Here is a 26,695-nt window from a genome sequence, read left to right on the forward strand (position 1 = left end):
ATCGTGTCATGGCAAGAGATAACATCATCCTACGTAAAAAAAAGAGGTGATAGAAGCGTGAGCATTTATAAGTCAAGCGCTGCAAATACTGAATGATTTGTCCGAAATAATGACGACTGTGACCTCTTATTTAAAGTTGAGAATATCCTTATCTGTTACTTTAGGTTACGTTCAGATCAGGTAGGGAAAATATGTTTAATATTACTAATATACAATCTACGGCAAGGCATCAAAGTATTAGCAATGAGGCCTCAACAGAGGTGCCTTTAAAAGAAGAGATATGGAATAAAATAAGTGCCTTTTTCTCTTCAGAACATCAGGTTGAAGCACAAAACTGCATCGCTTATCTTTGTCATCCACCTGAAACCGCCTCACCAGAAGAGATCAAAAGTAAGTTTGAATGTTTAAGGATGTTAGCTTTCCCGGCGTATGCGGATAATATTCAGTATAGTAGAGGAGGGGCAGACCAATACTGTATTTTGAGTGAAAATAGTCAGGAAATTCTGTCTATAGTTTTTAATACAGAGGGCTATACCGTTGAGGGAGGGGGAAAGTCAGTCACCTATACCCGTGTGACAGAAAGTGAGCAGGCGAGTAGCGCTTCCGGCTCCAAAGATACTGTGAATTATGAGTTAATCTGGTCTGAGTGGGTAAAAGCGGCGCCAGCGGAAGAGGCAGCAAATCGTGAAGAAGCCGTACAACGGATGCGTGACTGCCTGAAAAATAATAAGACGGAACTCCGTCTGAAAATATTAGGACTTACCACTATACCCGCCTGTATTCCTGAGCAGATAACTACTCTGATACTCGATAACAATGAACTGAAAAGTTTGCCGGAAAATTTACAGGGAAATATAAAGACCCTGTATGCCAGCTGTAATCAGCTAACCAGTATCCCTGCCTCGTTACCGGATACCATACAGGAAATGGAGCTGAGCATTAACCGTATTACTGAATTGCCGGAACGTTTGCCTTCAGCGCTTCAATCGCTGGATCTTTTCCATAATAAAATTAGTTTTTTACCTGAAAATCTACCTGAGGAACTTCGGTACCTGAGCGTTTATGATAACCGCATAAGGACATTGCCAGAACATCTTCCGTCAGGGATTATCCGTTTGAATGTGCAGAGTAATTCGTTAACCGCTCTGCCTGAAACATTGCCGCCGGGCCTGAAGAATCTGGAGGCCGGCGAAAATGCCTTAACCAGTCTGCCCGCATCGTTACCACCAGAATTACAGTTCCTGGATGTAAGTAAAAATCAGATTACTGTTCTGCCTGAAACACTACCTCCCACGATAACAACGCTGGACGTTTCCCGTAACGCATTGAGTAATCTTCCGGAAAACCTCCCGGCAGCATTACAAATAATGCAGGCCTCTCGCAATCGCCTGGTCCGTCTCCCGGAGTCGTTACCCCATTTTCGTGGTGAAGGACCTCGACCTACAAGAATAATCGTAGAACATAATCCTTTTTCAGAACGAACAATACAGAATATGCAGCGGCTAATGTCCTCTGCGGGTTATCAGGGACCCGAGGTATTTTTCGCCATGGGCGACTTTTCAACTGTTCGGGTAACTCGACCACTGCATCAAGCTGTCCGGTGGTGGCTAACCAATCTCGAGGAGGAAGACGTCAACCAATGGCGGGCGTTTGAGACGGAAGTAAACGCGGCAGCCTTCAGCATGTTTCTGGATCGTCTTAGCGATACGCAGAACACCCGACACCCGGATTTTAAGGAACAAGTCTCCGCCTGGCTAATGCGCCTGGCTGATGATAGCGCACTAAGAGAAACCGCATTTTTTATAGCGATGGATGCAACGATAAGCTGTGAAGATCGGGTCACACTGGCATACCACCAAATGCAGGAAGCGACGTTGGTTCATGATGCTGAAAGAGGCGCCTTTGATAGCCACTTAGCGGAACTGATTATGGCGGGGCGTGAAATTTTTCGGCTGGAGCAAATAGAATCGCTCGCCAGAGAAAAGGTAAAACGGCTGTTTTTTATTGACGAAGTCGAAGTATACCTGGGTTTTCAGAATCAGTTACGAGAGTCGCTGTCGCTGACAACAATGACCCAGGATATGCGGTTCTATAACGTTTCGGGTATTACTGAGTCTGACCTGGACGATGCGGAAATAAGGATAAAAATTGCTGAAAATAGGGATTTTCACAAATGGTTTGCGCTGTGGGGGCCGTGGCATAAAGTGCTGGAGCGTATAGCGCCAGAAGAGTGGCGTGAAATGATGGACAAAAGGGCTGAGTGTATTGAAACGGATGAGTATCAGAGCCGGGTCAATGCTGAACTGGAAGCGTTAAGAATAGCAGACGACTCTGACGCAGAGCGTGCTATTGGGAAAAAAATAATGGAAGAAATTAATCAGTCACTCTGTACTGAGCTCATGGAGAATATATTGCTGAAAAAAGAGGTGAGCTCGCTCATGAGCGCCTACTGGCGGTAGCTGAACGCAGTTTATCAGAAGGGGGAGAGAGCCTGTTTACCCTTCGGTGTAAACAGGCTTCTGATAAGCGCAGCGTCGTCGGTAAACGGGCTTAACCCAACGCCTGTAGCGCTTTTTCCAGCGCATTATGTAATAACTGACGATCGTGGCGATAGGGGATATCGCTGGCCTCCAGCACTTCCTGAATCACCAGCCGATCGTTCACCGCACTGACGTCAACTCGCGGCCCAACCACTACTGCGTCAATGACTTTTTTGCCAATATATTGCTCCATCATCGCCAGCTTATCGACCAGCGTTAAACTGGCGGCGGGCAGACTCAGTTCGCGACCCAGATTGCCGATATACACCATTGGCGCTGGGGTGCGCCGCAGCGCCTGCGCCAGTTCATCCAGCAGCAGGCAAGGCATCAGGCTGGTATAAAAACTGCCAGGGCCAATCAGAATCAGATCCGCGTCATTAATGGCCTGTACCGCTTCCCGCGTCGCCGGAACGTTTGGCGTTAACATGATCTCCTGCGGCGGCGTCGCTAACTGATCGATATTCACCTCGCCATAAATCTCATGCCCCTGATCGTCAATCGCCATCAGATCTACCGGTAGCTCCGACATCGGGATCAGCTGCGCGTCCACTTTAAGCAGATTACGAATTAAATTAATCGCTTCCAGAGGCCGCACGCTCAGGTGATCTAACGCCTTTAACATCAAATTTCCGAGGTTATGACCAGAAAGTTCGCCATTACCGCCAAAACGGTACTCAAACATAGCGGATGCGACGCTGGGTTCGGTAATTAACTGATTCAGACAGTTGCGCATATCGCCCCAGGCGATCCCGCCTTCCGAGCGGCGAATACGGCCAGTTGACCCCCCGTTATCTGTGGTAGTCACAATGCCGGTCAGGCGCGAACCTAATGAAGAAAGCGAGGAGAGGACGCGTCCTAATCCATGCCCTCCGCCGAGGGCAACGACACGATCAAGGTCAGCCAGCGTACGATTGCGCATAAAAATTCCTGAAGTCAAATAAGCAGCGCTACAGTAGCGCAAGTCGCGGGTTTTCAGCAATTAGCCGACCGGCTAAAAGACAATTAATTATTCCCGACTACCCCTTTATAGCGAGGGCGTTACCACGGCTAAATGATATATATCAATGTAAAAGTGTGATTTTCACGTATTCTATCGCTAAATAGCACGATCATATCGCTATGTATATGTTTATATAGCGAAAGCGTGATGGCGAAATTGTCATTTACACGCTAGTATCGGCGTAACCACAGTAAACACTCTAGCCTCTGCACCTGGGTCATTTTTGATATGGTGCTTTGGCCGTGACAACGTTTAACGTTTGCCACCAGGGCGCAGGAAGAAATGACTCCGCCTCCCGTATTTGGAAAGGTGTACATGGCTTCACAACTTACCGATGCTTTCGCGCGTAAGTTTTACTACTTGCGTTTGTCGATTACCGATGTGTGTAACTTTCGTTGCACCTACTGCCTGCCGGATGGCTACAAACCTGGCGGCGTCACTAACAACGGTTTCCTTACCGTCGATGAAATTCGTCGCGTTACGCGCGCTTTTGCCAGTCTTGGCACGGAAAAGGTGCGTCTTACCGGCGGCGAGCCTTCATTACGCCGCGATTTTACCGACATCATTGCCGCCGTGGGTGAAAATGATGCTATTCGCCAGATCGCAGTGACCACTAACGGTTATCGACTGGCGCGCGATGCCGTGAACTGGCGCGAAGCGGGGCTGACGGGCGTCAATGTTAGCGTGGATAGTCTGGATGCGCGTCAGTTCCATGCGATTACCGGTCAGGACAAATTCCGCCAAGTGATGGCGGGCATCGATGCCGCCTTTGACGCCGGTTTCGAAAAGGTGAAAGTCAACACCGTGCTGATGCGCGACGTGAATCACCATCAGTTGGATACCTTCCTTGCCTGGATTCAGCCTCGCCCCATTCAGCTACGCTTCATTGAACTTATGGAGACGGGCGAGGGGAGCGATCTCTTCCGCAAACATCATATTTCGGGTCAGGTATTACGCGACGAGCTGATTAAGCGCGGTTGGATCCACCAGCTCCGCCAGCGCAGCGATGGCCCGGCGCAGGTTTTTTGTCATCCCGATTACGCCGGTGAGATCGGTCTCATTATGCCGTATGAAAAAGATTTCTGCGCCACCTGTAACCGCCTGCGTGTTTCGTCCGTCGGTAAGCTGCATTTATGTCTGTTTGGCGACGGCGGCGTGAGTTTACGCGACCTGTTACAGGATGACGCGCAGCAATACGCGCTTGAGAAACGTATTTCCGACGCGTTGCGGGAGAAAAAGCAGACCCATTTCCTTCACCAGAGCAATACTGGTATTACGCAAAATTTATCTTACATTGGCGGTTAATCCTTAATAAGGAGATTTCAGATGAGTCAGGTCAGCGCTGAATTTATCCCGACCCGCATCGCTATTCTTACTGTTTCCAGCCGACGCGGCGAAGAAGACGACACCTCCGGTCATTATCTGCGTGATTCGGCGCAGGAGGCCGGGCATGAAGTGGTGGCGAAAGCCATCGTTAAAGAGAACCGTTACGCGATTCGCGCCCAGGTTTCCGCCTGGATCGCCAGTGATGAGGTGCAGGTCGTATTGATAACTGGTGGGACCGGTTTGACCGAAGGCGATCAGGCGCCGGAAGCGCTGTTGCCGCTGTTCGATCGTGAAGTGGAAGGATTTGGCGAAGTGTTTCGCATGCTCTCGTTTGAAGAGATCGGTACCGCAACTCTGCAGTCGCGCGCGGTAGCTGGCGTGGCGAATAATACCTTGATTTTCGCCATGCCGGGCTCCACAAAAGCGTGCAGAACCGCATGGGAGAATATCATTGCGCCGCAGCTGGATGCCCGTACACGCCCATGTAATTTTCACCCTCATTTAAAGAAATAACGATGTCGCAATTAACCCATATAAACGCCGCAGGCGAAGCGCACATGGTGGACGTTTCCGCGAAAGCGGAAACCGTTCGTGAAGCGCGTGCGGAAGCATTCGTTACCATGCGTAGTGAAACGCTGGCGATGATTGTTGATGGCAAACACCACAAGGGCGATGTTTTCGCGACTGCCCGTATTGCCGGTATTCAGGCCGCCAAACGCACCTGGGAGCTGATCCCGCTGTGCCACCCGCTACTGCTAAGTAAAGTGGAGATTCAGCTGCAGGCCGAGCCGGAGCATAACCGCGTGCGTATTGAGTCTCTGTGCCGTCTGACCGGTAAAACCGGCGTCGAAATGGAAGCGTTAACCGCGGCGTCCGTCGCGGCGTTAACCATCTACGACATGTGTAAAGCGGTACAAAAAGATATGGTAATTGGTCCGGTGCGCCTGCTGGCGAAAAGCGGCGGCAAATCGGGGGATTTTAAGGTGGATGCGCATGATTAAGGTGCTTTTCTTCGCCCAGGTTCGCGAGCTTACAGGAACTGACGCGCTGGAGCTTCCAGCAGATTTTTCCACCGTTGAGTCGCTGCGACAGCATCTGGCGACAAAGAGCGATCGTTGGGCACTGGCGCTGGAAGACGGCAAGCTGTTGGCGGCGGTCAACCAGACGCTGGTAAGTTTTGACCATCCGCTGACGGCGGGCGATGAAGTGGCGTTTTTCCCGCCAGTCACGGGGGGCTAACATGCGTGAAACGCGAATTGTAGTCGGCCCTGCGCCGTTTAGCGTCGGGGAGGAATATTCCTGGCTGGCGGCGCGCGACGAAGACGGCGCAGTCGTCACCTTTACCGGAAAAGTGCGCAATCATAACTTGGGCGATAGCGTTAAGGCGCTGACGCTGGAGCATTATCCCGGCATGACTGAGAAAGCTCTGGCGGAGATCGTCGCGAAGGCGCGTTCCCGCTGGCCGCTGGGGCGGGTCACGGTGATTCATCGCGTTGGCGAATTATGGCCGGGCGATGAGATTGTGTTTGTCGGCGTCACCAGCGCGCACCGCAGTAGCGCGTTCGACGCCGGTCAGTTCATTATGGATTATCTGAAAACCCGTGCGCCGTTCTGGAAGCGTGAAGCCACGCCGGAAGGCGATCGCTGGGTCGAAGCGCGCGACAGCGACCAGCAGTTGGCGAAACGTTGGTAGCAGAATGTGATACGCTTTAGGGTATCATTTCCACACAGGAGTTCATCATGGACAGATTTCCACGATCTGATTCAATAGTGCAGGCGCGATCCGGCCTGCAGACCTATATGGCGCAAGTGTATGGCTGGATGACGGTCGGACTGTTACTGACCGCGTTTATCGCGTGGTATGCGGCTAATACGCCAGCCGTCATGATGTTTGTCTTTTCCAGTAAGATCACCTTCTTTGGCTTAATTATTGCCCAGCTTGCGCTGGTGTTTGTTCTGTCGGGACTGGTGCATAAACTTAGCGCCGGAATGGCGACGACGCTGTTTATGCTCTATTCGGCGCTAACCGGATTGACGTTATCCAGTATTTTTATCGTTTACACCTACTCCTCTATCGCCAGCACGTTTGTGGTGACGGGGGGAATGTTTGGCGCCATGAGCCTGTACGGGTACACCACTAAACGCGATCTTAGCGGTTTCGGCAACATGCTGTTTATGGCGCTTATTGGTATCGTTCTGGCGTCGCTGGTCAATTTCTGGCTGAAGAGTGAAGCGCTGATGTGGGCGGTAACCTATATCGGGGTGGTGGTGTTTGTCGGTCTGACCGCCTATGACACGCAGAAACTGAAAAATATCGGCGAGCAAATAGATACCCGCGATAGCGCTAATCTGCGTAAATATTCGATTCTCGGCGCGTTAACGCTGTACCTGGACTTTATCAACCTGTTCCTGATGTTACTGCGTATTTTTGGTAATCGCCGCTAATTATAGCGATCTCTTAAAATCCTGGCCCTGCGCCAGGATTTTTTTAGGACTATATTTAGGGCGAAACAGCATAAATATCTTAGAAATGTTTTCCTGCGCTTGCCATTCTTATCACCGTGATCATGTGAAGAGTGATAAATGACAAGTGGGACCTCTGGCTGCAATACGTATACGGCAAATAGCATTTATTCCCGCGACAATGTTATCCCTTACCTATTGGTATACTGCGTTGGGACTATGGTGTACCGCCGGCATTATATGGTTAACGTTGTATACTCATTTTTTGATAACTCACGTTCAACCTGTTGTTGTTTTGTGGATATCAGCACTTTTGCTTGGCCTGGGGTATGGGACCGTTACCTGTCTTTCCCGCTTTGGCACTGTTGTCGTAACGTTGATATATATTGCCATCATTACGCTTACCGGCGTGTCATTAGCTTACCTTTTCTCAGGTGGCGCGACCATTTTCGTGATTGTTGGAATCATGTTTAGTCTTAATGCCTTATTTATTTTCTACCTGAATATCAGTTCTGGTCTATTCAGGCCGTTAATTTTTATGGTGGTAAGCGGGATCATCGCTGCGATAGTTGTCAATAGCCTGGTGGCCAGTAGCACTCTGGTCTGGATAGTCAGTATGCTGACGGTATTGGTATGGACATTGATTACAGCACTAGAAAAATCGACACTTCATGGTTATGCCCGCATATTATACCACAGCGAGTTTTCATCCCTGTCTCGTTGCGCTTTATTTGGCGCGCTGACGCTTTACCTTGGCATTATTAATGCTGTGGTTACGCTGTGTCGTTATATCATTTTGATGATTCTGGAAATACTATTATCTTTCAGGCCGTAGGCGTTGCAGGTTTTTTATTCAGGTTGGTGATGATGGGTATAATGAGTAAATTATGTGGCAAACAATTTTGGTTAGCGTTTTGTGAAGCTAAAGACGTCACTCGCGCCATTAAAAATGGCGGCGAGGATTTTAATCAGAAATGCCCGCCAGCGCTGATTTCTCATTTCATTACCGGATTGTCATGGGAACATTCATTACCCAATCCTGCGCCTGTTTGCGCGTTTAGTTTTATGCTTCTTGTGGGAGGTGTGTGCAGTGCGCATTTTGTTTTTGATAAGTTTATCCTGTATTGGCCACTAAATATAATTATTTATTTTGGCAGTGCTATAGGTATGATGCTATGTGTTATGGCTGAGGTATGGCTTATTGCCAAAGGTTTTATCCTGGGGTTGCGCCTCTGCGTTTTACTGTTTTTATTAAATATTATGCTCTGCGGTACTGGATTATTTGACGTGTTGTGCCATCAAAATAGCGAACTAAAGAGTGATCTGGTTATCGCGATTATTATGGTTGTGCTTTGCCGCTGGGTGATGAATGGCGAAACGTTTACGATGATGATTCGTTTCTGCCTGGGGCGTCGATTAGTGCGAGTCGCATTACAAAAATATCTCACCTCACAGACAAGGAAATGATAAGCCCATGAACCTGATGACGTGGCTAACAGGAAAAACACTGGCGGAGCTGGTGAAAAAAGGGCAGTTGATCCCGCCAGAAATTAAGTTACCTGTGTATCCGGCCAGCCACTACAAAAAAAACTGGTATGAACAAGGTATTCCTCACGGAGGCGTTATTGGGCTTACGGCGATCATGATGACCATGACATGGATCGTCAGTATAAACATGGTTATTGCGCAGTTTGAGCTGCACAATAAAAAGCATCTGGAGCTGGTCTTCTTCCTGGCCGTGGGCTATATCGCTTTTCTTACCCCGTCAAATCAGCTCCTGCTTAAAGGAAGAATGAGCGGGGTCATTATTTACCGCTATGCGCTATTGCTGGCCATTATTTCCGTTACGTTGGCAACGTTCTGTACCCTGTCATCAGTATTCATGGGCGAGTTTCACGAAGTGCTCCTGCTGCTGTTTAGCTGGTCATTGCTGCTTTTTTCCCGCTTACAGATGAATACGTCTTTTTTCTCAGCATATGTTTATTTTTACCGGATAAAACGCGTTGTGCTGGAAAGCGAAAACGCGTCTGCTTAAATTTATTTCGCCATCGCCCGCTCGTTTTTCGCCCGCAGCTTCTTCGCCCGGCTCTCCAGGATCAGGTAGCACACCAGCGCCAGCAATAGGGGAATAAAATAGTAAAGCACGCGGTACGCGAGCAGGGCGGCGATAATCGTGCCTTGCGACGTATGTTCGCCCGCCAGCAACGCGATGAATACGGCCTCCAGCACGCCGATGCCTGCCGGAATATGCACGATGACGCCCGCGATACTGCTCACCAGCAGTACGCCCAGCACAAAGAAATAGTTCACATCCTGACCCATCAGCAGCCAGATGATGGCGCCCATCGCCATCCAGTTCGCGCTGGAGATCGCCATCTGCGCCAGCGCGAATTTCCATGACGGCAGCACCAGTTTCTGTCCTTTAATCGTCATATGCCGCCGCTTCGCAAAGGCGCAAAACCACAGATAGACCGCGATAATCAACAATAAAACGATACCGAGAATTCGTAGCGTGCCTTCATCGATATACCAGTGGTCGGGAAGCTGGACAATGCCGAAGGTAAAAATGATGCCGCCAAGCAGAATATAGCCTAGCCAGTTAGTGGTAATGCTGAGTGAGAAAATGCGCGTGATAGTACTGCCGGGCAACCCGAGGCGAGAGTATAGTCGGTAACGCATCCCGATCCCGCCGACCCAGGTGCTGAGCGTCAGGTTAAAGGCATAGCAGACGAACGATACCAACATCACCTGTCGCTTCGCCAGTTTATGGCCGCAATAAAGCCGTCCAAGCAGGTCGTAGCAGCCGTACAGAAGATAGCTAACGATCACCAGTCCCACAGCGCTTAAAAGCGCCGTGCGGTTATAGTCGCGGATGACGGTCCAGACATCGCCCCAGTCGACCTTTTTAGCATAAACCACCAGCAGGACGACGACCGCAATAAAAAACAGCCAGGTCAGCACTTTTTTAGCCAGCCGCCAGCGCGGATGCGATTTAGCCATTAGGGCTTCACTCCTGTATTTTCTGGATCAACGCGATCCTGGGTTTCCATTTCTGGCTGGGCAGGCGGGGGAACCTGCGCCAGATGCGGGGTATGCGCAGGTAGCCAGCCGACCAGCGCCGGGAAATGACGTAAAAAGTGGAACGCCAGCACGCTTTTGGTCAGGTTCCACCAGGTGCGTTTCGGCAGCATAGACTCATCGACCTGCTTACAATCATTCACGATGATGCCTTGTAAATTATCGCGCAGGGTCTGGTTAAAGGTACGATCGTGAATGATCAGGTTAGCTTCAAGGTTAAGCGACAGGCTGAGCGGATCGAGATTACTCGACCCTACCGTGGCCCAGTGATCGTCCATCAGCGCCACTTTGCCATGCAGCGGACGGCGTCGGTATTCATAAACCTGCACGCCGCCCTTCACCAGATAGTTATAGAGCAACCGCGCGCCGACTTTGACTATCGGCATGTCTGGTTCCCCCTGGACAATCAGTTTTACGCTCACGCCACGGCGGGCGGCTTTACGCATTGCGTGGAGCAAGCGATAGCCGGGGAAAAAATAGGCGTTAGCGATAATCACTTCACGCTTTGCCTGGGTCAGCATTTTCAGATAATGACGTTCGATATCGTCGCGGTGTTCTTCATTATCCCGCCAGACAAACAGCGCCTGCGCTTCGCCGGGGTGGCGGTTTTCTTCGGCCTGATGATGGCGCTTCCACCAGCGGCGCGCGGGGCTTTGCCCCGGCAAATTCTCGACTTCGAATTGCAGGATATCGGCCACAACAGGCCCTTCGACCCGTACCGCGTAGTCTTGTTTCGCCTGCGGGCCGTAATCCGACATATGCTCGGCGGAGTAGTTAATGCCGCCGACAAAAGCAATACGATCATCAATCACCACAATTTTGCGGTGCATTCGGCGGAAGATATTGGTTCGCAACCCCAGTAGACGCGGGCGGGGGTCGTAATAGCGAAAAATCACGCCCGCCGAGGTTAATTCGCCGACAAACGCGTCGCTGAGATCGGGAGAGCCGTAGCCGTCGAGTAATACTTCGGCTTTTACGCCGCGCTGTGCGGCTTTTAGCAGAGCGGCATGGAGTTTTTTACCCACCTCATCTTCAAATAAGATAAAGGTTTCCAGAATGATTTTTTGCTGTGCCTGAGCGATAGCCTCAAACACGGCAGGATAGAACTGGTCGCCGTTTTCCAGTAGCTGAATTTGATTACCTTCACGCCAGCCGCATTTCATAGATGGATCTCCGCGCTAAGGGGGGCATGGTCTGATAAATGTCGCCAGTTCCGCAGCGGCAGCGCCGTAGGAGAACTGGCGTTCGCATTCTTGACGTAAATACGATCGAGTCGCAGCAGCGGCATACTCACCGGGAATGTGCGCGCCGGTCGGCCATGGGCACGGGTGAATATCTCCTCCAGCCCGGCCGCGTTTAACGGCGGGCCGGCCTTTTGCCGCCAGTCATTAAAGTCTCCGGCCACCAGCACCGGTTCTGATTCCGGCAAGGCATTCACCCATCCCGCCAGCATGGTTAACTGCGCCTGGCGGTGGCTCTCCCGCAGGCCGAGATGTACGCACATGACGTGGATAGGGCGGTTGAGCATGGGCGGCGTAATGCGGCAATAGAGCACGCCGCGTTTTTCGCTACCGCCGACCGAGACGTCGCGATTTTCATAATGTTCAATGGGATAGCGAGAAAGAACCGCGTTACCGTGATGGCCTTCCGGATAGACCGCATTGCGGCCATAGGCGAAATCGCTCCACATGGTGTCGGCCAAAAATTCATAGTGGGTAGTGTCCGGCCAGTTTTCGATATGCAGCGGATGTACTTCATGCGCGCCCATCACTTCTTGCAGACAGACGATATCGGCGCCAACCGTTCTGACGGCGTCGCGTAGCTCCGGCAGGATGAAGCGTTTATTAAAGGCGGTAAAACCTTTGTGCGTATTAATTGTGAGCACTTTGAATGAAAAATTTCGCGTGTGTTGAGTCATTTTCTTCCTGTCCGCGTCACTATCCTGATTGAAATAGTGTAGTCGTCGTCACAAAAAGATGCGGTCTTACGGAATTTTCCGTAAAGTTCGGTACTCTGAATAATGAGAGAAAAATGCTTCAGGAGAAAAGCCATGAAGTGGCAACAACGCGTTCGTGTCGCAACCGGCCTCGGTTGTTGGCAGATTATGTTGCATTTACTGGTAGTGGCGATGCTGGTAATAGGCTGGATGAGCGGCACATTAGTGCGCGTCGGCCTGGGATTATGCGTGCTTTATGGCGTGACGGTACTGCTGATGCTGGCGTTGCAGCGCCATCATGAGCAACGCTGGCGCGATGTGGCGGATGTGCTGGAAGAGCTGACTACCACCTGGTACTTCGGCACCGCGCTGATTGTCCTCTGGCTGCTATCCCGCGTATTGCAAAACAATGTTTTGCTGGCGCTGGCGGGGCTGGCTATCCTGGCCGGGCCCGCCGTGGTCTCGCTACTGGCGAAAGATAAAAAGCTACATCACTTTGCGTCTAAACATCGCATACGCCGCTGAACCCGTGGTGGCCGCTATCACCAGTAGCGGCCACAAACTTCCCCAGACAATTCCCAGACTCGCATCCTTAAGATAAATTTGCTTGGTAATATCAGTAAAGTGGCGGATAGGATTTATCCACGTCAGGTTTTGCAGCCAGACCGGCATATTTTCCACCGGCGAGACATACCCCGAGAGCAAAATCGCCGGCATCATAAAGACAAAGACGCCGATAAACGCCTGCTGTTGCGTGGCGCAAAGCGATGATATCAGCAAGCCAAAGCCTACCAGCGACAGCCCGTAAATCACCATCGTGAAATAAAACAGCGCTAACGAACCGGCGAAGGGGATTTGGTATGCCCAAATGCCGATAGCCAGCACGATCGTGGCCTGGAAGGTCGCGACAATCAGCGCCGGCACCGCTTTACCAACGAAAATCTGCCAGGTGGTGAGCGGAGAGACCAGCAGCTGATCCAGAGTGCCTTGTTCACGCTCGCGGGCGACGGACAGCGAAGTGACGATCATCACGCCAATAGTGGTGATCATGGCGATCAGCGAGGGCACCACAAACCACTTGTAGTCCAGATTCGGGTTATACCAGTTGCGTACCACCAGTTCGCTATTGTTGGGCTTTGGCTTGCCGTCCATCAATGTCTGCTGATACTCCTTGACGATCTGTTGCAGATAATTGGCGGCGATTTGCGCGCTATTGGAGTTACGTCCATCAAGAATGAGTTGCATCGGCGCTGGCTGGAAGGTATCCAGATTCCGCGAGAAATCCGCCGGGAAGCGCACCAGCAGCAGCGCTTTTTGCGTATCAATAGTCGGCTGGATCTCCTGCGGACTGTTCAGCAATAGCACATGGGTAAACGCTTTCGCGCGGGCAAAGCGCTGGGTAAGTTCTACCGAATGTTTGCCGTTATCTTCGTTATAGATGGCGATAGTCGCGTTAGTGACTTCAAGCGTCGCGGCGAACGGAAACAGGATGACCTGAATCAGCACCGGCAGAATCAGGATCGCGCGCGTTTGCGGTTCGCGTAAAAGCGATTGCAGTTCTTTGCGAATTAACGTCCATAAACGATGAAACATGTCCGTCCTCTCAGTCCAGTTTGTAGGCCTGATAAGCAAAGCGCATCAGGCATAATGCCGGATGGCGGCGTGAACGCCTTATCCGGCCTACGACGACAATTATCCATACACATATTTAATCCAGCCGTCGTTTGGTTTTTAGCCACGTCAGGCCAATAAACATCACCGCCGAGGCGATTAAAAACAGTACGTTAACGCCTAACACGACCGGAATATTGCCGGCCAGAAACAGACTTTGCAGGGTGCTAACAAAATAGCGCGCCGGAATAATATAGGTCACCGCGCGGATCACCGCAGGCATACTGTCTATCTGGAAGATAAACCCGGACAGCATAATTGAGGGCAAAAAGGCGGCGTTCAGCGCCACCTGCGCGGCGTTAAACTGGTTGCGAGTGATGGTGGAAATCAACAGCCCCATCCCCAGCGTACTCAGTAAAAACAGACTGGTGATGATAAACAGAATCACCAGCGAACCGCGATACGGCACGCCGAGAATAAACACCGATACCAGCATACAGAGCAGCATCGCCAGCATACCGAGAAAGTAATAGGGAATAAGCTTACACAGCAGCAGTTCAACACGCGTCACTTCGGTTGAGAGCAGCGCCTCCATCGTGCCGCGCTCCCATTCGCGGGCAACGACCAGCGAGGTGAGGATTGCGCCAATTACCGTCATGATAATGGTCACCGCCCCAGGAATAATAAAATGCTGACTGATCGCCGCCGGGTTAAACCAGTAGCGTGTCTGGACGTCGATGAGCGGTTCAAAGGTGTCGCCGCGATCTTCCGCCCGCTGCTGTTGCCAGATTTGCCAGATGCCTTCCACATAACCCTGAACGAAGTTGGCGGTGTTTGGCTCGCTGCCGTCGGTAATCACCTGAATCGGCGCGCTGTCACCGTCGCGCGCCATTTGCTGCGCGAAATCCACCGGAATCACCACCAGTCCGCGAATGCGTCCGGCCTGCATTTTTTCAATTAATTCATGGCGGTTATCGCTAATGGTCGCGTCGATATAGGGTGAACCGGTCATCGCATGAGTGAAATCCAGCGCCTCCTGGCTTTGTTGTTCAAGCAGAATCCCCACCCGCAGCTTGCTGGAGTCGAGGTTAATACCGTAACCAAAAATAAACAGCAACAGCAGCGGGATCACCACCGCAATCAGCCAGCTACTGGGATCGCGCACGATCTGGCGCGTCTCTTTGACGCACAACGCACGCACGCGGCGCCAGGAGAGAGACTTACTCATGCGTATGCTCCTTATCCCAGTCATTGATGAGAGTGATAAAGGCCTGCTCCATCGTCGGATCGGCCTGTTGCTCATCGGCGGCCTGCGCTTTGAGATCGTCCGGCGTACCGCTGGCGATAAGCTTCCCGTGATAAACCAGTCCGATGCAATCGCAATATTCCGCCTCATCCATAAAGTGGGTCGTCACCATTACCGTGACCCCTTTTTCCACCATACTATTAATATGCAGCCAAAATTCACGGCGGGTGAGGGGATCAACCCCGGACGTTGGTTCATCAAGGAATAAAATATCCGGTTCGTGCATCAGCGAGCAGGCCAGCGCCAGTCGCTGTTTAAAGCCCAGCGGCAGCGCATCGGTGGGATGCGACGCGATGCTTTTCAGACCAAACGCTTCACTCATGCGCTGAATTTTTTCATTTTGCGCGCGGCCCCGCAAACCGTAGACGCCGGAGAAAAAACGCAGGTTCTGCTCAACCGTCAGGTTGCCGTAAAGCGAAAATTTTTGCGCCATATAGCCCAGATGCTGACGGGCTTTGCCGGAGCTGACTTTCAGGTCCATATCCAGCACCAGCGCCTTGCCGGACGTCGGCACCAGCAGGCCGCACATCATTTTAAAGGTGGTTGATTTACCCGCGCCGTTCGGGCCGAGCAGGCCAAAAATCTCGCCGCGCTGTACGACGAAATTAACATGGTCCGTGGCCGCGAAATCGCCAAATTTTTTCGTCAGTTCCTGCGCTTCAATCACCGTTTCGCCAGCAGTGCCTTCAACCGTATGCAGGATTGAACCCAGCGGAGACTCCGAGGTTCCCGCTCCGCCAAGCAGATCGATAAACGCATCTTCGAAGCGCGGCGCGGTCTCATTGAGGGTGATTTCCGGCATCCCTTCGGCCTGACGAATATCTGCTGCGGTCGCCTCTTTTTTCAGGATCAGGCGTACCGAACGTCCCTGAATCATGCCGTCGCTCACCTGCGGCAGTCTGAGCGCTCTCTGTAGCAACTTACGGTTGTTTTCCTGTGGACTGCTCATCAGAAAGCTACGACCGGCCATCGTTTGCGTCAGCGCTTTAGGTTCGCCCTGATAGAGCAGCTCGCCTTCATTCATCAGCAGTACATCGCGACACTGTTCGGCTTCATCCAGATAGGAGGTGCTCCATAAAATCAGCATCCCGTCGCCCGCCAGTTCGTGGACCATTTGCCACAACTCGCGCCGTGAAATCGGGTCAACGCCAACGCCCGGTTCATCCAACAGCAGCACTTTCGGTTCGCCGACCAGCGTACAGGCCAGCCCCAGTTTTTGCTTCATCCCGCCGGACAATTTCCCCGCCAGACGGCCAGTGAAAGGGCCGAGGGCGGTAAACTCCAACAAACGGGCAAAGGTCTTTTCCCGTATCTCGCCGGTAACGCTGCGTAAATCGGCATAGAGATTAAGGTTCTCCATGACGGTAAGATCTTCATACAGGCCGAATTTCTGCGGCATATAGCCCAGAACCGCGTGCAGCTCGCTGTCGTTTTGTATCGGGTCGAAGCCTAATACTGACGCGCTGCCGCCATCGGCTTTGAGCAGGCCCGCCAGCATACGCATCAGCGTGGTTTTTCCTGCGCCGTCCGGCCCTACCAGCCCGGTGACATAACCGGAATGAATGGTACAGTCGAGCGGCGCGACGGCGGGTTTATCCATTCCCGCAAAGCGCTTCGTCAGACCGTGCAGCGTAATAACGGCCTCACTCATGCCGTGCCTCGTCATTAAATTTCACCGTGACTGGCATCCCCTGGCGTAACGCATCGTCCGCATCGGTGACGATAATGCGCAGGCGATAGACAAGATCGGTACGCAGATCCGGCGTTTCGACGGTTTTCGGCGTAAATTCCGCGGTGGGCGAAACGAAACCAATCTTGCCGTGGTAAGGTTTGTCAGGACGACCGTCGGTATATAGCAGAATGTCGCGCCCCGGTTGCGTCTGACTGAGGTTGCGTTCATCGACATAGGCGCGCACCCAGACGGGGCGGGTCAGCGAGAGCGTTAATACCGTGCTGCCGGCGCTCAGCATACTGCCAGGCTCGACCGCGCGGGTGAGCAAGGTTCCGTTGGCAGGCGCGATAAGCGTGGTGTCCTGCAAATCAAGCTGCGCCTGCGCCAGTTGGGCCTTTGCCTGTTCCAGGCTGGCTTTCGCCTGGGCGATATCCTGTTCACGATTACCGGTACGGTACTGGCTCAGTTTATCCTGCGCGGACTTCAGCGTCGCCTGCGCCTGATCGCGCGATGAGCGGGCGTTTTCCAGATCGTTAGCGGAAATGGTGCGGCTTTTCCACAATCCTTGCTGACGGTTATAAAAGTTTTGCGCGTAGTCATAGGCGGCTTGCGCCTGTCTGACGGCGGCGGCGGCCTGGGCTATCTCTTCATCGCGATAGCCTGCCAGCATCAAATCATATTGCGCCTGCGCGACCGACACGCCAGCTTTCGCCTGCATTAGCGCGTTTTCGTATGGCGCGTGATCCAGTTCGCCGAGCACCTGTCCGGCTTTGATAGTATCGCCTTCATCAACATTCAGCGACGCCAGCCTGCCGCCGACGCGAAAGCTGATATTGACGGTACGGATATCGACATTACCGTATAGCGTCAGCCCATCGTCCTGCCGACTTTGATACCACCAGGTTCCACCGGCAATCACAGCGACGATCGCTGCGATTGCCAGTCCGATAACGACAGGTTTTTTCATCAGTCCAGACTCCTTTGCGTTAAACCGTGCAGAATAAGATCGATGTGGCAGGTTACCGTCTGGTAAATCAGCTCCGCTTTTTCTTCATCAAACTGCGGCCAGCCGGTACGTAACAGAATAGTTTCTTTGCCGAGACGGAACGCCAGCACTTCGCCCAGTAAGGCATGGGTATGCAAAATCATGCGCGTATCATTGGCGTCGCAGCCGGTATAAGCGGCAACCAATCTTGTCAGATGGGTGTGCAACGGATCGATAACCTGTTCATGGACCAATTGATAGGCCGACGTGGGAGAGAGCTGCTCGCGTGAAATAAATTTGCTCAGGTTAACGGTGTCTTCCTGCGTCAGCAGCATAATCATGTTCTTGCAGGCGAGCAGAATGAGTTCGCGTATGGCGTCCCGGTCAGGGGCAGGCTGGCTAAACAGACGTTCCGCTTTTTCAGCATGGGGGCGAAATTTTTCGCCAAGAAAATCGGCAATCCACTGGGCGCAGGCGAGGTATAAATCCTCTTTTGAGCCGAAATAGTAAGTAATGGCGGCAATATTTTGCCCCGCCAGCGCGGCGATATCGCGCGTGGTGGCATGGAGGCCATACTCGCCAAACTGCGCCAGTGCGGCGGCAATGAGCTGACTTTTCGCCTGCTCGCCCTTGGTGGTCGTGGTGGGAATATTCATCACACGCCCTAATTTTTAATCAATCGATTGATTAACTTTAGGCGCACATTTCAGGTTTGTCTACCGCCAGCTATTAGATCTGAAATCCTTCGCGGCTTAGCTCTTTGGAAACCCAATTAAAGAATATCCTCACTTTCTCTTTTTGTTCATTGTGGTGTGGCAAAACGAAGTGGTGAGCGTTAACCGGCATACTCACGTCAGTCGTAAAAACGGGCGCCAGGTGGCGTTGGCTAACGCTTTGTCCGGCCAGTAAATTGCTTTCAAGAATAATACCCATGCCCATACGTGCAGCCTCAATGCTCATATAGGAACGGTCAAAATTAAAAATAAAGTTTTTATTCCAGCCGCGAACCTTATGCCAGGACAGCCAGTTGCTCCAGTTGATCAGCGTGCTATCTGAATGAATAAGATCGCAACCCAGTAAATCTTCAATGTTTTGAATGCTATGACTCGCTAAATAAGTCGATGATGTATAGGGGAGCATACGTTCATTTTTTATGGTTTTGACGACCAGCGTCGGCCATTGTGAAAGGCCGTGGCGGATATCGATATCGATATTATCACGGGAGAACTGAATACTTTCGTAAGAACAGGTCAGGCTAATTTTAAGCTCAGGCCAGGCCTGGCGAAATTTATTCAGACGGGGCATCAACCATAGTAATCCAAAACTCGGTGCTGAATGTATGCGTAAATAATCCTGGTGAATATCATTTATGACCTGGTTGGTAGCCTGTCCAATAATGTTTAACGCCCCCGAAACCTCTTTTAAATATTTTTCACCAATCGCGGTCAATACGACGCCTTTACTGCTGCGCGAAAAAAGTTTCTTTCCCAGATACTGTTCCAGACTGGCTATCTGATGGCTTACCGCGGAGGCCGTAACATTGAGATTTTCAGCTGCCAGATTCAGGCTGTTGGTATCAGCCACTTCAATGAATGCCTGGATATTGCGTAAAGATGGTACAGGCAAGCTTTTATTCTGTAGTGGCTGGTTCATGATTATCTCCGGTGAATGGAATGATGATCGCCCAATTTTATTACCCCAGGAAGTAAATTCAGCGGTTACTCCCCTAATACCTGGTCAGCTTAACATAGGCGAAAAATAAGTTATGGGGTAATTCGTGATGAAGTTAACAGTTTTATCTGCCATTTCTGTCGGTCAAGCTGATTCAACAATAATTTGAATCCAGTCACGAAGCAAATTTTCCTCATTCATAATTGAGGTTTTTTGAATACCGTTTCTTTTGGGGATTGTTATATTGCAACCACAGGCCTGATAACAAGGCGCGATGCGGTAAGGTTCGCGAAAAAAACATATACCCAAAATAATTCGAGTTGCTTAAAGGCGGCAAGGGAGTGAGTCCCCAGGAGCATAGATAACTATGTGACTGGGGTGAGCGACAAATCTGCCGGGAGCAGATTTGAACGTCGCGTGCGACGGCCCGTCAGGGCGAGGCCCATGGATGGGCCGAGTATCCGTAGCCAACACATAAGCAACTTGAAGTATGAAGGGTATAAACAATAATGAGGATACCCTATGTCACGTATAGATACTGTAGTCTGTACTGACGCCAGGAAGACAAAATATCGTTTGGTGGTTTTGACGATGATTTTCCTGGTGTATGCAATAAATTACGCCGACAGAACCAATATCGGCGCGGTGCTGCCGTTTATCATTGATGAGTTTCATATCAACAACTTTGAAGCCGGGGCCATCGCCAGTATGTTTTTCCTTGGCTACGCGGTAAGCCAGATCCCGGCAGGTTTTTTTATCGCCAAACGCGGCACGCGGGGGTTAGTTTCACTATCAATTTTCGGCTTTTCCGCTTTCACCTGGCTGATGGGCACGGTAAGTTCGGTGTTTAGCCTGAAGATGGTGCGACTGGGACTGGGGCTTAGCGAAGGACCATGCCCGGTGGGGCTGGCTTCAACCATTAATAACTGGTTTCCGCCGAAAGAGAAAGCCACGGCAACCGGCGTTTATATCGCGGCCACCATGTTTGCGCCGATTATCGTGCCGCCGTTGGCGGTGTGGATTGCGGTCACCTGGGGCTGGCGGTGGGTCTTTTTCTCCTTTGCGATCCCGGGGATCGTGGCGGCGATTGCCTGGTATTTACTGGTTAAGTCAAAACCTTCAGAGAGCGGATTTGTTTCGCAAAGTGAACTGGAAGAGATTAATGCCGGGCGTGATATCCATAAAAACACCGTGCGGGAAAATATATTAATTGCCGATCGTTTCACTTTGCTGGATAAAATTATTCGGGTGAAAAAAATGGCGCCTATCGATACGGCAAAAGGATTATTTACTTCCAAAAATATCCTCGGTGACTGCCTGGCCTATTTTATGATGGTTAGCGTGCTGTACGGCTTATTAACCTGGATTCCGCTCTATTTAGTGAAAGAGCGCGGTTTTGATGTCATGAGTATGGGGTTTGTAGCCAGTATGCCGTGCATCGGCGGGTTTATTGGCGCGATTGGCGGCGGATGGATTTCGGATAAAGTATTAGGCCGTCGTCGTAAGCCAACGATGATGTTTACTGCTATTTCTACCGTGGTCATGATGTTAATTATGCTGAATATTCCGGCAAGCACCTGGGCGGTATGTGTTGGGTTATTCTTCGTCGGTTTATGCCTGAATATTGGCTGGCCCGCATTCACAGCATACGGTATGGCGGTTTCGGACACGAAAACTTATCCCATTGCCTCTTCTATTATCAATAGCGGCGGCAACCTCGGCGGGTTTGTCGCTCCGATGGCTGCGGGTTTTCTACTTGATAAGACCGGCAGCTTTAATTCTGTATTTACCTATTTCGGTATCTGCGCAGCAATTGGTCTGGTGGTTATTCTCTTCCTCGATGAGCCACAATAACGGAAATATATCCTGTTAATTAATATGACGTAATGTCATGGAGTGAAAATATGTTATTAAAAGATAAAGTCGCCATTATTACTGGCGCGGCCTCCGCACGCGGTTTGGGTTTTGCTACCGCGAAATTATTTGCTGAAAACGGCGCTAAAGTGGTCATTATCGACCTCAATGGCGAAGCCAGTGAAGCCGCAGCTGCGGCATTAGGCGAAGGTCATCTCGGGTTGGCGGCAAACGTCGCTGACGAAGTTCAGGTTCAGGCGGCAATTGAACAGATCATGGCTAAATATGGTCGGGTCGATGTACTGGTGAATAACGCCGGTATTACTCAGCCGCTGAAGCTAATGGACATTAAGCGCGCTAATTATGACGCGGTGCTTGACGTCAGCCTGCGCGGCACGCTGTTGATGTCACAGGCGGTTATCCCGGTCATGAGAGCGCAAAAATCCGGCAGCATTGTCTGCATCTCCTCCGTTTCCGCCCAGCGCGGCGGCGGTATCTTCGGCGGCCCGCACTACAGCGCGGCAAAAGCCGGCGTGCTCGGTCTGGCGCGGGCGATGGCGCGTGAGCTTGGCCCCGATAACGTCCGCGTAAACTGCATCACTCCGGGGCTGATTCAGACCGACATCACCGCCGGTAAGCTGACCGATGAAATGACGGCCAACATCCTTGCCGGGATCCCGATGAACCGCCTGGGCGATGCGGTAGACATCGCGCGCGCCGCGCTGTTCCTGGGAAGCGATCTCGCGTCCTACTCCACCGGTATCACCCTGGATGTTAACGGCGGCATGTTAATTCACTAAGCGAGGCAATGAGATGAAGATGACCGAATCACAAAAAGTCGCCGCAGCGGCGTGGCGCATCCGCCGCTACGCCCTGCAAATGGGGGAAGTTCAGGGACAGGGCTATATCGGCCAGGCTCTGGGCTATGCCGATGTGCTGGCAACCGCGTTCAGCCACGCGATGACCTACCGTCCGGAAGACCCTGAGTGGGAAGGGCGCGACCGCTTCCTGCTCTCTCACGGCCATTACGCCATCGCCTATTATGCGGCGCTGCTGGAAGCGGGAATTATCCCGGAAGAGGAGCTGGAAACCTACGGCTCCGACGACAGCCGACTACCGATGTCGGGGATGGCGACCTACACGCCAGGAATGGAGATGTCCGGTGGTTCGCTGGGGCAGGGGCTGTCCATTGCCGTAGGAATGGCGCTCGGGCTGAAGCAAAAAAGTAGTACCTCCTGGGTTTATAACTCTATGTCGGATGGGGAACTGGACGAAGGTTCAACCTGGGAAGCGGCGATGTCGGCAGCCCACTATGGCCTGACTAACTTGATTAACATCGTTGATGTTAACAAACAGCAGGCGGACGGCGATTCGCGCAAAATCCTCGGCTTTGAGCCGCTGCATGAAAAATGGGCCGCTTTCGGCTGGTACGTACAGCGCGTGGACGGTAACGATCTGGCTGCGGTGATTGCGGCCTTTGACAACGCGAAAAGTCATGCCGGCAACCAGCCGCGGGTCATTCTCTGCGACACGCTGATGGGCAAAGGGGTGCCGTTCCTCGAAACCCGCGATAAGAACCATTTTATTCGCGTCGATGCTGACGAGTGGCAAAAAGCGATTGCGGTGCTGGACGCTAACAAACCGGAAGGAGTGCTGTAATGAGCCAGAGTAAACCACGTTTAAAAACGTCCGCGATGATTGCTTCTATCGCCGATGAAGGCCAGGCGACGATCCCTGCACCGTTTGGCGTCGCGCTGTCAAAACTGGCGGCGCAGCGCCCTGAAATCGTCGGTATGACCGCGGACCTGTCAAAATATACCGATCTACATATTTTCGCCCAGGCTTTCCCGGATCGCTTTTTCCAGATGGGAATGGCGGAACAGCTGCTGATGGGAGCGGCGGGGGGCATGGCGAAAGAGGGATTTATTCCCTTCGCTACCACCTACGCTGCGTTTGCCACCCGTCGCGCCTATGATTTTATCCATCAGGTGATCGCCGAAGAGCATCTGAACGTGAAGATCTGTGCAGCGCTGCCGGGCCTGACGACGGGTTATGGCCCAAGCCACCAGGCAACCGAAGATCTGGCGATTATGCGCGGCATTCCCGGCATGGTTATCGTCGATCCTTGCGATGCGCTGGAGATAGAGCAGGCGGTACCGGCAATTGCTGACCATAACGGCCCGGTGTATATGCGCCTGCTGCGCGGTAAGGTGCCGCTGGTGCTGGATAAGTACGACTATCAGTTTGAGCTGGGCAAGGCGAAACTGCTGGAGGACGGCAATGATGTGCTGATTATCTCTTCCGGGCTGATGACCATGCGTGCTCTGGAGGCGGTTGAAAAGCTACGCGCCGATAATATCAGCGTGGCCGTACTGCACGTGCCGACAATCAAGCCACTTGATGAAAAAGCGATTATTGAGCAGGCGTCGAAGCCCGGTCGCCTGGTGATGACCGCGGAAAACCATACCTCGGTCGGCGGGTTAGGGGAGGCGGTTGCCGCGCTGCTGATGCGCAAAGGCGTACGCTGTGAGCTGGATACCGTTGGTTTGCCTGACGAATTCCTGCTGGCCGGCGCGCTGCCGACGCTGCACGATCGCTACGGCATCTCCACCGCGATGATGGTAGAAAAAATTAAGCATCGTCTGCGTTAATGACTTTCGCCGCCGCGTCCTGCGGCGGCGCTTCTCTGTTTCCGTTTGAGGTTTCCATGTCGATTAATTCCATTGAAGAATTAAACGCGCTGGTTGCGCGCGTCAAAAAAGCCCAGCGTCAGTACGCGAGTTTCACGCAACAACAGGTAGACAAAATCTTCCGCGCCGCCGCTCTGGCCGCCGCTGATGCCCGCATTCCGCTGGCCAAAATGGCGGTCGCCGAATCTGGTATGGGCATCGTAGAAGACAAAGTGATTAAAAACCACTTCGCTTCCGAATATATCTATAACGCCTATAAAGATGAAAAGACCTGCGGTGTGCTGTCAGAAGACGACACTTTCGGGACCATTACGATTGCTGAGCCTGTCGGTATTATTTGCGGTATCGTTCCAACCACTAACCCGACCTCTACCGCGATTTTCAAGTCGCTGATTAGCCTGAAAACGCGTAACGCCATCATCTTTTCTCCGCATCCGCGCGCTAAAGAGGCAACCAACCAAGCGGCAGATATCGTTCTGCAAGCGGCAATCGCTGCCGGCGCGCCGAAAGATCTGATTGGCTGGATCGATCAACCTTCCGTAGAACTGTCTAACGCGCTGATGCACCACCCGGATATTAACCTGATCCTTGCGACGGGTGGTCCAGGCATGGTGAAAGCAGCATACAGCTCCGGCAAACCGGCAATCGGCGTAGGCGCAGGTAACACCCCGGTAGTGATTGATGAAACTGCTGACATCAAACGCGCTGTGGCGTCAATCCTGATGTCGAAAACCTTCGATAACGGCGTAATCTGTGCTTCTGAACAGTCTGTTGTCGTTGTTGATTCCGTCTACGATGCCGTGCGCGAGCGTTTTGCGAAATGCGGCGCGGTGATTCTGAATAAAAAAGAGAGGAAAGCTGTAGGCGGAGTATTGCTCAAAAATGGGGCGCTGAATGCGGCAATTGTCGGCCAGTCAGCGGCTACAATCGCAGAGATTGCCGGCATTTTTGTGCCTGAAAACAGCAAGGTTCTGATAGGGGAGGTGAGTGCAACGGACGTCTCTGAGCCTTTCGCTCACGAAAAACTCTCTCCGACGCTCGCCATGTACCGAGCAAAAGATTTTGCCGATGCGGTAGATAAAGCGGAGCAACTGGTCGCAATGGGCGGTATCGGTCATACCTCCTGCCTGTACACTGACCAGGATAACCAGCCAGAACGCGTTGCTTACTTCGGTCAGATGATGAAAACCGCGCGTATCCTGATCAACACCCCGGCCTCTCAGGGTGGTATCGGTGACCTGTACAACTTCAAACTCGCACCTTCCCTGACGTTGGGTTGTGGTTCCTGGGGTGGTAACTCCATCTCTGAAAACGTTGGTCCGAAACACCTGATCAACAAGAAAACCGTTGCTAAGCGAGCTGAAAACATGTTGTGGCACAAACTTCCGAAATCTATCTACTTCCGCCGTGGCTCTTTGCCCATCGCGCTGGATGAAGTGATTACCGATGGCCACAAACGTGCGCTGATCGTGACTGACCGCTTCCTGTTCAACAACGGCTACGCAGACCAGATCACCTCTGTGCTGAAAGCGGCTGGCGTTGAAACCGAAGTCTTCTTCGAAGTTGAAGCCGACCCGACGCTTTCCGTTGTTCGCAAAGGCGCTGAGCTGGCGAACTCCTTCAAACCGGACGTGATCATCGCGCTGGGCGGTGGTTCCCCGATGGACGCCGCGAAAATCATGTGGGTCATGTACGAACATCCGGAAACCCACTTTGAAGAGCTGGCGCTGCGCTTTATGGACATCCGTAAACGTATCTACAAGTTCCCGAAAATGGGCGTGAAAGCGAAAATGATCGCCGTCACCACCACTTCCGGTACCGGTTCTGAAGTCACACCGTTTGCGGTTGTGACCGACGATGCAACCGGTCAGAAATATCCGCTGGCTGACTACGCCCTGACCCCGGATATGGCGATTGTCGACGCCAACCTGGTGATGGATATGCCGAAGTCCCTGTGTGCGTTCGGTGGTCTGGATGCGGTAACTCACGCTCTGGAAGCTTATGTTTCCGTACTGGCTTCTGAGTTCTCTGACGGTCAGGCTCTGCAGGCCCTGAAACTGCTGAAAGAAAACCTGCCGGCGTCTTACCACGAAGGGTCTAAAAATCCGGTTTCGCGTGAACGTGTTCACAGTGCAGCGACTATCGCCGGTATCGCGTTTGCCAACGCCTTCCTCGGTGTATGTCACTCCATGGCGCACAAACTGGGCTCTCAGTTCCACATTCCGCACGGTCTGGCGAACGCCCTGCTGATTTGTAACGTTATCCGCTATAACGCGAATGACAACCCGACCAAGCAGACCGCTTTCAGCCAGTACGATCGTCCGCAGGCACGCCGTCGTTACGCTGAAATTGCTGACCACCTGGGCCTGAGCGCGCCGGGCGACCGTACCGCCGCTAAGATTGAAAAACTGCTGGCATGGCTGGAAAGCATTAAAGCTGAGCTGGGCATTCCTAAGTCTATCCGTGAAGCAGGCGTGCAGGAAGCTGACTTCCTGGCACACGTTGACAAACTGTCTGAAGATGCCTTCGATGACCAGTGCACCGGCGCTAACCCGCGTTATCC

General features: G+C 52.1%; 26 protein-coding genes, 1 pseudogene and 1 riboswitch. Of the genes and pseudogenes, 17 read left to right on the plus strand and 10 right to left on the minus strand.

The features are described 5' to 3' along the window. Positions 1–8: 8 nt before the first annotated feature. Together ABVN36_RS23090 and slrP are read left to right on the plus strand one after the other, a co-directional pair. Positions 9–184 (plus strand): annotated as a pseudogene (locus ABVN36_RS23090) (hypothetical protein). Positions 185–191: 7 nt separating this feature from the next. Continuing rightward, positions 192–2,459: an SPI-1 type III secretion system effector E3 ubiquitin transferase SlrP gene (gene slrP / locus ABVN36_RS23095; protein WP_023138892.1), complete on the plus strand. Its 2,268-nt coding sequence runs from the start codon at positions 192–194 to the stop codon at positions 2,457–2,459. A gap of 91 nt (positions 2,460–2,550) precedes the next feature. Here the strand turns inward: slrP and yvcK are convergent, their stop codons facing one another. After that, entirely contained in the window at positions 2,551–3,459 is a 909-nt protein-coding gene (yvcK, locus tag ABVN36_RS23100) for a uridine diphosphate-N-acetylglucosamine-binding protein YvcK (protein ID WP_001246033.1), read from the minus strand. Between the two features lie 264 nt (positions 3,460–3,723). Further along, positions 3,724–3,868: riboswitch (molybdenum cofactor riboswitch) on the plus strand. On the opposite strand from yvcK, the gene moaA reads away from it, so the two are divergent. The 9 genes from moaA (at position 3,856) to ABVN36_RS23145 (ending at position 9,364) form a co-directional block, all read left to right on the plus strand. Beyond that, positions 3,856–4,845 (plus strand): GTP 3',8-cyclase MoaA, encoded by a 990-nt coding sequence (gene moaA / locus ABVN36_RS23105; RefSeq protein WP_023138891.1) that lies wholly within the window; start codon positions 3,856–3,858, stop codon positions 4,843–4,845. Its footprint overlaps the riboswitch before it by 13 nt. Positions 4,846–4,866: 21 nt before the next feature. Then, positions 4,867–5,379, plus strand: a complete 513-nt coding sequence (gene moaB, locus ABVN36_RS23110; RefSeq protein ID WP_000084604.1) for a molybdenum cofactor biosynthesis protein B — start codon at positions 4,867–4,869, stop codon at positions 5,377–5,379. A gap of 2 nt (positions 5,380–5,381) precedes the next feature. After that, positions 5,382–5,867 carry a cyclic pyranopterin monophosphate synthase MoaC gene (moaC, locus tag ABVN36_RS23115; protein WP_000080894.1) on the plus strand — a complete coding sequence of 162 codons (486 nt, stop codon included), beginning with the start codon at positions 5,382–5,384 and terminating at the stop codon, positions 5,865–5,867. Next, a complete protein-coding gene (gene moaD, locus ABVN36_RS23120; RefSeq protein ID WP_000598599.1) occupies positions 5,860–6,105 on the plus strand; it encodes a molybdopterin synthase sulfur carrier subunit in 246 nt (81 codons plus the stop codon). The genes moaC and moaD overlap by 8 nt, the downstream gene beginning before the upstream one ends. Before the next feature lies 1 nt (position 6,106). Next, positions 6,107–6,559 carry a molybdopterin synthase catalytic subunit MoaE gene (gene moaE, locus ABVN36_RS23125; protein WP_001209384.1) on the plus strand — a complete coding sequence of 151 codons (453 nt, stop codon included), beginning with the start codon at positions 6,107–6,109 and terminating at the stop codon, positions 6,557–6,559. 47 nt (positions 6,560–6,606) lie between these two features. Continuing rightward, complete coding sequence (locus tag ABVN36_RS23130; protein WP_000373611.1) at positions 6,607–7,311, plus strand: Bax inhibitor-1/YccA family protein; 705 nt, start codon at positions 6,607–6,609, stop codon at positions 7,309–7,311. Positions 7,312–7,456: 145 nt separating this feature from the next. Beyond that, entirely contained in the window at positions 7,457–8,164 is a 708-nt protein-coding gene (locus tag ABVN36_RS23135) for a Bax inhibitor-1 family protein (protein WP_023138890.1), read from the plus strand. 23 nt (positions 8,165–8,187) lie between these two features. Further along, positions 8,188–8,796 carry a hypothetical protein gene (locus tag ABVN36_RS23140; RefSeq protein WP_077905247.1) on the plus strand — a complete coding sequence of 203 codons (609 nt, stop codon included), beginning with the start codon at positions 8,188–8,190 and terminating at the stop codon, positions 8,794–8,796. A 7-nt stretch (positions 8,797–8,803) separates the two neighbouring features. Next, entirely contained in the window at positions 8,804–9,364 is a 561-nt protein-coding gene (locus tag ABVN36_RS23145; RefSeq protein WP_001052196.1) for a hypothetical protein, read from the plus strand. 2 nt (positions 9,365–9,366) lie between these two features. Here the strand turns inward: ABVN36_RS23145 and ABVN36_RS23150 are convergent, their stop codons facing one another. Genes ABVN36_RS23150 through ABVN36_RS23160 form a run of 3 tightly spaced genes read right to left on the minus strand, consistent with a single transcriptional unit; the run spans position 9,367 to position 12,325 of the window. Beyond that, positions 9,367–10,329, minus strand: a complete 963-nt coding sequence (locus ABVN36_RS23150) for a YbhN family protein (RefSeq protein ID WP_001129815.1) — start codon at positions 10,327–10,329, stop codon at positions 9,367–9,369. Then, positions 10,329–11,570, minus strand: coding sequence for a cardiolipin synthase ClsB (gene clsB, locus ABVN36_RS23155; RefSeq protein WP_000649639.1), 1,242 nt, complete (start codon positions 11,568–11,570; stop codon positions 10,329–10,331). The genes ABVN36_RS23150 and clsB overlap by 1 nt, the downstream gene beginning before the upstream one ends. Continuing rightward, a complete protein-coding gene (locus tag ABVN36_RS23160) occupies positions 11,567–12,325 on the minus strand; it encodes an endonuclease/exonuclease/phosphatase family protein (protein ID WP_000192039.1) in 759 nt (252 codons plus the stop codon). Before ABVN36_RS23160 ends, clsB begins: the two co-directional genes overlap by 4 nt. Positions 12,326–12,457: 132 nt before the next feature. Here ABVN36_RS23160 and ABVN36_RS23165 point away from each other — a divergent pair, with 132 nt between their 5' ends. Next, on the plus strand, positions 12,458–12,868 hold the full coding sequence (locus tag ABVN36_RS23165; protein WP_000871970.1) for a YbhQ family protein: 411 nt from the start codon (positions 12,458–12,460) through the stop codon (positions 12,866–12,868). Here the strand turns inward: ABVN36_RS23165 and ABVN36_RS23170 are convergent. From ABVN36_RS23170 to ABVN36_RS23195, 6 genes are all read right to left on the minus strand, one after another. Further along, positions 12,830–13,936: an ABC transporter permease gene (locus ABVN36_RS23170; protein WP_000469050.1), complete on the minus strand. Its 1,107-nt coding sequence runs from the start codon at positions 13,934–13,936 to the stop codon at positions 12,830–12,832. The two genes, ABVN36_RS23165 and ABVN36_RS23170, sit on opposite strands and share 39 nt — an antisense overlap. Before the next feature lie 115 nt (positions 13,937–14,051). Beyond that, positions 14,052–15,182, minus strand: coding sequence for an ABC transporter permease (locus ABVN36_RS23175; RefSeq protein ID WP_000045765.1), 1,131 nt, complete (start codon positions 15,180–15,182; stop codon positions 14,052–14,054). Beyond that, positions 15,175–16,911 (minus strand): ATP-binding cassette domain-containing protein, encoded by a 1,737-nt coding sequence (locus ABVN36_RS23180; protein WP_112324623.1) that lies wholly within the window; start codon positions 16,909–16,911, stop codon positions 15,175–15,177. The genes ABVN36_RS23175 and ABVN36_RS23180 overlap by 8 nt, the downstream gene beginning before the upstream one ends. Then, positions 16,904–17,899: a secretion protein HlyD gene (hlyD, locus tag ABVN36_RS23185; protein ID WP_000743437.1), complete on the minus strand. Its 996-nt coding sequence runs from the start codon at positions 17,897–17,899 to the stop codon at positions 16,904–16,906. The genes ABVN36_RS23180 and hlyD overlap by 8 nt, the downstream gene beginning before the upstream one ends. Beyond that, the gene (gene cecR, locus ABVN36_RS23190) at positions 17,899–18,573 is read right to left on the minus strand and encodes a transcriptional regulator CecR (protein ID WP_001025254.1); all 675 of its coding nucleotides are present in this window, start codon (positions 18,571–18,573) and stop codon (positions 17,899–17,901) included. The genes hlyD and cecR overlap by 1 nt, the downstream gene beginning before the upstream one ends. A 73-nt stretch (positions 18,574–18,646) precedes the next feature. Continuing rightward, the gene (locus ABVN36_RS23195) at positions 18,647–19,570 is read right to left on the minus strand and encodes a LysR substrate-binding domain-containing protein (RefSeq protein ID WP_001075547.1); all 924 of its coding nucleotides are present in this window, start codon (positions 19,568–19,570) and stop codon (positions 18,647–18,649) included. Between the two features lie 540 nt (positions 19,571–20,110). Here ABVN36_RS23195 and ABVN36_RS23200 point away from each other — a divergent pair. From ABVN36_RS23200 to adhE, 5 genes are all read left to right on the plus strand, one after another. Further along, a complete protein-coding gene (locus ABVN36_RS23200) occupies positions 20,111–21,442 on the plus strand; it encodes an MFS transporter (RefSeq protein ID WP_001518324.1) in 1,332 nt (443 codons plus the stop codon). A 50-nt stretch (positions 21,443–21,492) separates the two neighbouring features. Then, complete coding sequence (locus tag ABVN36_RS23205) at positions 21,493–22,242, plus strand: SDR family NAD(P)-dependent oxidoreductase (RefSeq protein ID WP_000924697.1); 750 nt, start codon at positions 21,493–21,495, stop codon at positions 22,240–22,242. A 13-nt stretch (positions 22,243–22,255) separates the two neighbouring features. Continuing rightward, entirely contained in the window at positions 22,256–23,101 is an 846-nt protein-coding gene (locus ABVN36_RS23210; RefSeq protein ID WP_000784291.1) for a transketolase, read from the plus strand. Beyond that, entirely contained in the window at positions 23,101–24,093 is a 993-nt protein-coding gene (locus tag ABVN36_RS23215; RefSeq protein WP_000083414.1) for a transketolase family protein, read from the plus strand. Before ABVN36_RS23210 ends, ABVN36_RS23215 begins: the two co-directional genes overlap by 1 nt. Positions 24,094–24,149: 56 nt before the next feature. Beyond that, a partial coding sequence (adhE, locus tag ABVN36_RS23220; RefSeq protein ID WP_393921175.1) for a bifunctional acetaldehyde-CoA/alcohol dehydrogenase occupies positions 24,150–26,695 on the plus strand: 2,546 nt, incomplete at its 3' end.

This window comes from Salmonella sp. SJTUF15581 (assembly GCF_043356775.1).
GTDB lineage: Bacteria > Pseudomonadota > Gammaproteobacteria > Enterobacterales > Enterobacteriaceae > Salmonella > Salmonella enterica.